Raw genomic sequence first — 5,714 nt, forward strand, 5'->3', positions numbered from 1 at the left:
CATTTCGTCGCTTGAATCCGGGCACTTCTACGGTGCCGAACATCGCATGATCTTCGAGGAGATCGTTTCGCAGATCGTCGCTGGCAAGCAGGTCGATGCCGTGACCGTGGCCGCGTCGCTCGGAGATCGGGTCGTCGATGCATTGCCGTACCTTTTTGATCTTCATGTGTCGGCCGGGAGCGCTGCAACCATCTCCGAACACGCTGCAATCGTGTCAGATCGCGCGTTGCTGCGTTCGTTGGTGTCGTTTGGCGTCGATGTGGCCGCGCAAGCGGAAAACGCAGCAGAGCCCGCCTTAAACGTTTTTGGCAGGATTGCGCAAGAACTCGACTCCATCGGTCAACAGAAGGACACTCGGTGCCCGTTCATGCGTTCGCTTTGCTGTCCGAGCACATGGACATACTCACGGCCCGTATGGAAGGGAAGATCAAGCCCGTCTCGACAGGCTTCACCGACCTGGATCGGCAGCTTGACGGCGGCTTGGAGCGCGGGACGCTGACCATCGTCGCAGCGCGTCCGGCCATGGGGAAAACAGCGATGGGGCTGGCGCTGGCCCGCAACGTGGCAGCAACCGGCCCGGCATTGTTCCTGTCAATGGAGATGAGCAAGACGCAAGTTGTTGACCGCAACATCGCGGCCCTTGGCGGCATTCCCATTGCCCAGCTTCGTAATCCGACCCAAACAGACAGGTCATTCTGGGATCGCGTCACGGTGGCGATCAAGAAAATGGAGGAACTGGCACTGTTCATTGACGATAAGACGGCGCTGTCCCTCGTTCAAATTCGCGCCAAAGCCCGGAGCATCAAGCGCAAGCATGGCCTGGACCTGCTGGTGATCGATCAGCTGAGCTTCATCACTGGGGGATCGAGCGAGAATAAGGCATACGAAATTGGCGAGCACACAAGGGGCCTGGTCGCCTTGTCCAAGGAACTCGATTGCGCCGTCGTCCTGCTCGCTCAGCTCAACCGTGATTGCGAAAAGCGCCAAGACCGCCGCCCGATCATGGCCGACCTTGCGATGTCGGGTTCTATTGAGCAGGATGCGGCGAACGTCATTTTTCTGTACCGTGACGAAGTCTATAACCCGGCAACCCGTGACAAGGAAATCTGCGAGGTCATCACAGGCAAGCAGCGCCAAGGTGCGCCGGGCATGGTTGCGCTTAACTATTTCGGCACGCAGACCATGTTCCGGAACCTGCAACACCCGTGGAAACCTACAGCGCAGCGGGATACGTCGAGATCAAGAGGGTTCTCTTAATTTTGGCGGCGCATTGAGCAAGGCATGGAATGGAAATGGCACTCCGAAAGTTACCGGGGAATTTTCTTACCCACACAGGCGCACGCGCGCGTACGCGAGGCGAAAGTAGAAAGCAAGCAGGCTGAAAACCAACGGCCCGCTATGAGAACAGTCGAAATCTGCGAGTTGCTAGTCGCTACCCAGTCCGGTTGCGCCCAGTCAGTTCTGGTTGCGTCAGCACCCGGAAAGTTTCCGGACTCGCGTCGCGTGCAGCCCGTGTTAAGTCGCAATGCGCCGTTACAGAAAAGCGTCAACCGACGTTTCTCGGTAGACCTCTGCCGCCATTGCCAATGCACCGGCCCGGGGTTCAATGTGTGAGTGGCGGTCCTGAGCATAGGTACAGTTCGGGAATGGCATTTTTCGCGATTCAGCTAGAAGCCCTCTCATTTTCGTTACATGGCTATGCAGGAAGAACAAACCGAGCCTCAAGGGCATCTAACATTTCAAAGGTGTTAATCCAGTCCACACCGAAGTGCTTGCAGATGTTGGGAATCAGGAATTTTTTCTTGGCATCCGGGTGATATGACTCGTGGGTGACCACCGTCGCGCCGGTTGTCATGGCCTTGGCGATAAGCCAAGGGTCGGCCCCAGACAGGAATTCTTCGACAGCACCGGCCTTCATTTTTGCGGCTAGTCCTGCGACTAGATTTGCTACCTCACCAAAGTTGATCTGTGTCTCTTCATCATCCACGGTGATGAACAATTCTTGATTGTCTGTGGCCCAGTCAGCGAGTTCATCGGTCCCGTCACGCAGCTCCTTTCCGACCAGCGAAATGCTCGCGACGTCATTGGTCAGATTTTTTCGAAGTAGCCATTGCCAGTAGGCCGGACAGACTGCCATGCTGTAGTAGCGGTTCTTCGCTTCAATCAAAGTATTCGAATCAAATAGATATTTCATTCATCTACCTTCTCAGCATAAGTGCGAATCTTCGAAGGTTGGACACCCAACAATTTCCCCGCATCTCTCAGCAGCAACCGACCACTCAGTGTTTCGGCAAGAACGGCATGACTGAAGCGCTTGCTGTTGCGTGCTCCAGCGCTGCGGTAGAAACTTCCACCGCTGCCCTTTTTCGCTCGGAAAGTCGCCAGTTCATTTCGATAATATTCGTTATAGGCTGCTGTTGAGATGAGACCCAGATCACATGCCCTACGTGCGATAACAAGGCGACTTACATGGAACGTCGCAGCCAGCTCAGGAAGCAGGTCAACCCAATTTTCTACTGCCCGCCACACTTTTCGAAACTGTCCCTCTGGGACAAGGAAATCGCCGGCGACCGCATTGCAAAATACCTCGTCCTTCCGCGTGCTCGACGGCGCAACACTCGACACGCCGCTGCTCCCTATCCAGAGGTGAGCCAACTCATGAATGAGAGTAAAGACGCGGGCTGTTGGGGCGTCGGCGATATTGATGAAAATCACCGGAGCCAGCGGGTCACTCACGGCGAAGCCCCGAAACTCACCCACATCAAGCTTGCGATGCGTATTCGAACCGACCATACCGCTGCGCATGACGAGGATGCCAGCGGAATCGGCAGCAGCGATCAGTTGTCGCATGTACTCATCGCTTCCCTTCTGAATAGGTAAGGCTTCAACGTTGAGCGTTCTGCGAATATCGGCGACCACATCGGCAACGGACGAGGCAGTCGAAAATTTTCCAACGAACGGTAGTGGTGCTTGTTCCTGTTCCTTAAGGTAGTCAAGATACCAAGCCTGCTTGCGCATAGCATCGCGCACGGTATCCAACAGGTCGATACTCGGCTTTGCCAGAGCAACCCCGCCCACCGTCCGTAAGTCGGGCAGGGCCAGCGAATCCTGCGGAGGGGCCTTCAGAAAAAGGAAACCAAATGGAACATGGGCCAACGCCGCCCATTGCTGCGCCTGTCTGAAGGTTGGTTGACTTTCGCCAGCTTCCCACTCAAGAATCTTCTCTGCCTTGACCGGCAAGCTCTTCGCGAGCTCGAACTCAGTCAGCCCAGCCCTAAGGCGAGACCAGGACATCAAGGACGGATTTACTAGGGCGTGAGTCATCTTGCTAATAGGTTAATGCAGTCGGCGGTTTCTGTCAGTCGTTTTTCCACACAAGGCACGGCACACTTCTACCAATAGGCCAGGCCCCAAATCATAAACGAAGAGACCGCCGTATTCCTATCAATAGTGGTTGAATTCGTTACCCTATTGATATATTATCACTGCATCAAAGAGTCTAACGATAATTATGAGCGAAAAATTGACCTACGGATATGCGAGAACAAGCACGCTGGAGCAACGCGAGGGGCTTGTCGATCAGGTACAGCGATTGGAAGCCGCAGGCTGCGATGTCATTGTGGCCGAGCAAGTCAGCGCGACAGACATCGAAGGCCGGATAAAGTGGGCGGAGCTTCTGGGCAAACTCAAGGGTGGTGACGTCGTTTGCATAACCAAAATTGATCGGGCCGCGCGCTCGATTTCCGATATGGTAAGTATCACGAAAGCCATTGCTGAAGCCGGCGCATCAATTCGCATCCTTGATATGAATATCGACACGACTACTCCGGCAGGGGCGCTTATGTTGAATATTTTTAGCTCGGTTGCGCAATTCGAAAGGGACACAATGCTGGAGCGCCAACGAATCGGAATCGAGGGCAAAAAACGTCTCGACAAAAATTTGCCCTTGGATCAGCGCACGTACAAGGGTCGGGCACCAACGGCCATGAAGAAGGCAGATTCTGTCCGAGCGTTGCTCGCGCTCGGCACCAAATCTAAGCAACAGGTGGCGGAGGAGCTTGGCATCGGAGTGGCGAGTATCTACCGGATATTAAAGGCAGACAAGAAAAAATGAAAGAGTCTCCGAACGCTGGCTAATTTGTAATAGCTCAGACTCTATTTGACGGTAAACCTTCAATGCGCGCGAGGCAAACTGCGAGTAAATATTGGAACCGCGCGTCGGCTCCCGCACTCATTGCTAGCCAAAAAACAGCCTGTCCAACTCAGCTGTATCGGGCATCGATTCCAGAATCGTCACTCGAAGGACCTCTCGGCTAGTTGCGGGCATATTCCGCACTGCGCAATAGACACGCGAGCGCCAATAGCAGAAGGCTGTGCTTCGACCTGCGGCCGCGTTGGTGACAGTTCGTTCTTCAAGGCTGGTCAAGAAATTCACCTCGTTAGAAGCAGAGATGTCTTCACTCATCTTCTCGCGTAGATCCGAGAACTCGCCTTCTATGCGGGCCTTGATCTTATATACGTCATCCCACGTTCCTAACTTTTCATGTCTATCCGGGTCATCACTCGCAAGGTTGACGACCACTCGCGGGAAAAATGCATCCGTGTCGTCGATCGAAACCCGCACCTCCACTGTCGTGGCGTACTCAGTCCACGGCGAGAAGCTGAGCCGCCTGTTCCCGTCTTTGAGCAGCAGGTCCTTGGCCAGTTTTGCTTTTGAATTGCAAGTCTGGCATATCGGCACCAAATTCTTTGCATGGACCCCATAAAGTGGGTATTTGTCCTTCGCCAGTAGATGGTCGTACGGCCCGCGCCATTGTTCATTACTGTCAACTCCAGCCTGCATTTGAGCCAGCGTCTCGGTACCGCAAACGCAGCATACGTTGCCATTGCCCGGCGCAACTCTTACGCGAAAGCGTGCGTAATGGTCATCAATGCTCTCCCCGCACGCCGCCTTGACATCAGCGAGCACGCCTGTGCTCTTGTACAGGTGACTAGCAAGCGCCTTCAGGGGAACAAAAGCCGTAGGGTCGATGGCGGGCAGGGGCACATCCCTATCAGTCAGAAAGACCCATGGCTCGGTGTCTACGAGAAGGACTTGTATTAGTGCATTTTTCGCTCCCTGATCCAGTGCGACCAGGGCCACCTGCAGGGCGCCGACGGCAACTTGTGTCGGTTGGTTGTTGGACACCGCAACATACAAGCCGTTTGGCATAGCGCTCTGATCCACCACTCGACCTTCCAGCGTGGCCAGCATGACTTCCCGTAAGTATCGGTTGAGCCCATCAAAAACCCTGGATTGTGCCAATCCGGGCCTGATTGGAAAAAGCATTACTCGGCCCTCAGTTTATTAAGTAGGTATGAGCGCTCGATCGAGTCACCCAACGATGTTTCGAGCCATGCAAGCTTGTCCTCATTGCTCATTCCTTGATCTGCCAAAGTCGCGCGTATCTCCTGTATTGCAGTCTCAGAAATCGCAGCTTTCAGATGAAAGTGCCTTTTGATCAGCACATCGAACGACGCGCCGAAGGTCTCGCTAACGGGCGTACTCATCGATGTGACCCCGTCGGACTTGTCGAAGTGGAACACTGCTTGGCGCGGCAGTGACGAGACCAGGAATGGTGAATGCGACGACACCAAAGCCTGCGCCGAACCATTGGTCTGGTTAGCACATTCGAAGTCTAGATGAAAGCGAATTCGCCAGCTGGGATTTAGCC

General features: G+C 54.4%; 7 protein-coding genes. 3 read left to right on the top strand and 4 right to left on the bottom strand.

The features are described from left to right. Position 1 precedes the first annotated feature (1 nt). Positions 2 to 499, top strand: a complete 498-nt coding sequence (locus tag PO883_RS35315) for a DnaB-like helicase N-terminal domain-containing protein (protein WP_373890133.1) — start codon at positions 2 to 4, stop codon at positions 497 to 499. Next, entirely contained in the window at positions 394 to 1,257 is an 864-nt protein-coding gene (locus tag PO883_RS33510) for a DnaB-like helicase C-terminal domain-containing protein (RefSeq protein WP_289313646.1), read from the top strand. Before PO883_RS35315 ends, PO883_RS33510 begins: the two co-directional genes overlap by 106 nt. Positions 1,258 to 1,696: 439 nt before the next feature. On the opposite strand, the gene PO883_RS33515 is transcribed toward PO883_RS33510, so the two are convergent. Continuing rightward, entirely contained in the window at positions 1,697 to 2,194 is a 498-nt protein-coding gene (locus PO883_RS33515) for a DUF4411 family protein (protein ID WP_289313647.1), read from the bottom strand. Further along, entirely contained in the window at positions 2,191 to 3,294 is a 1,104-nt protein-coding gene (locus tag PO883_RS33520) for an XRE family transcriptional regulator (protein WP_289313648.1), read from the bottom strand. Before PO883_RS33520 ends, PO883_RS33515 begins: the two co-directional genes overlap by 4 nt. Before the next feature lie 217 nt (positions 3,295 to 3,511). On the opposite strand from PO883_RS33520, the gene PO883_RS33525 reads away from it, so the two are divergent. Continuing rightward, on the top strand, positions 3,512 to 4,114 hold the full coding sequence (locus tag PO883_RS33525) for a recombinase family protein (protein ID WP_289313649.1): 603 nt from the start codon (positions 3,512 to 3,514) through the stop codon (positions 4,112 to 4,114). Positions 4,115 to 4,237: 123 nt separating this feature from the next. On the opposite strand, the gene PO883_RS33530 is transcribed toward PO883_RS33525, so the two are convergent. Then, on the bottom strand, positions 4,238 to 5,254 hold the full coding sequence (locus PO883_RS33530; protein ID WP_289313650.1) for a hypothetical protein: 1,017 nt from the start codon (positions 5,252 to 5,254) through the stop codon (positions 4,238 to 4,240). Positions 5,255 to 5,328: 74 nt separating this feature from the next. Next, a partial coding sequence (locus PO883_RS33535; RefSeq protein WP_289313651.1) for a hypothetical protein occupies positions 5,329 to 5,714 on the bottom strand: 386 nt, incomplete at its 5' end.

This window comes from Massilia sp. DJPM01 (assembly GCF_030348125.1).
Taxonomy (GTDB): Bacteria; Pseudomonadota; Gammaproteobacteria; order Burkholderiales; family Burkholderiaceae_D; genus Telluria_A; species Telluria_A frigida.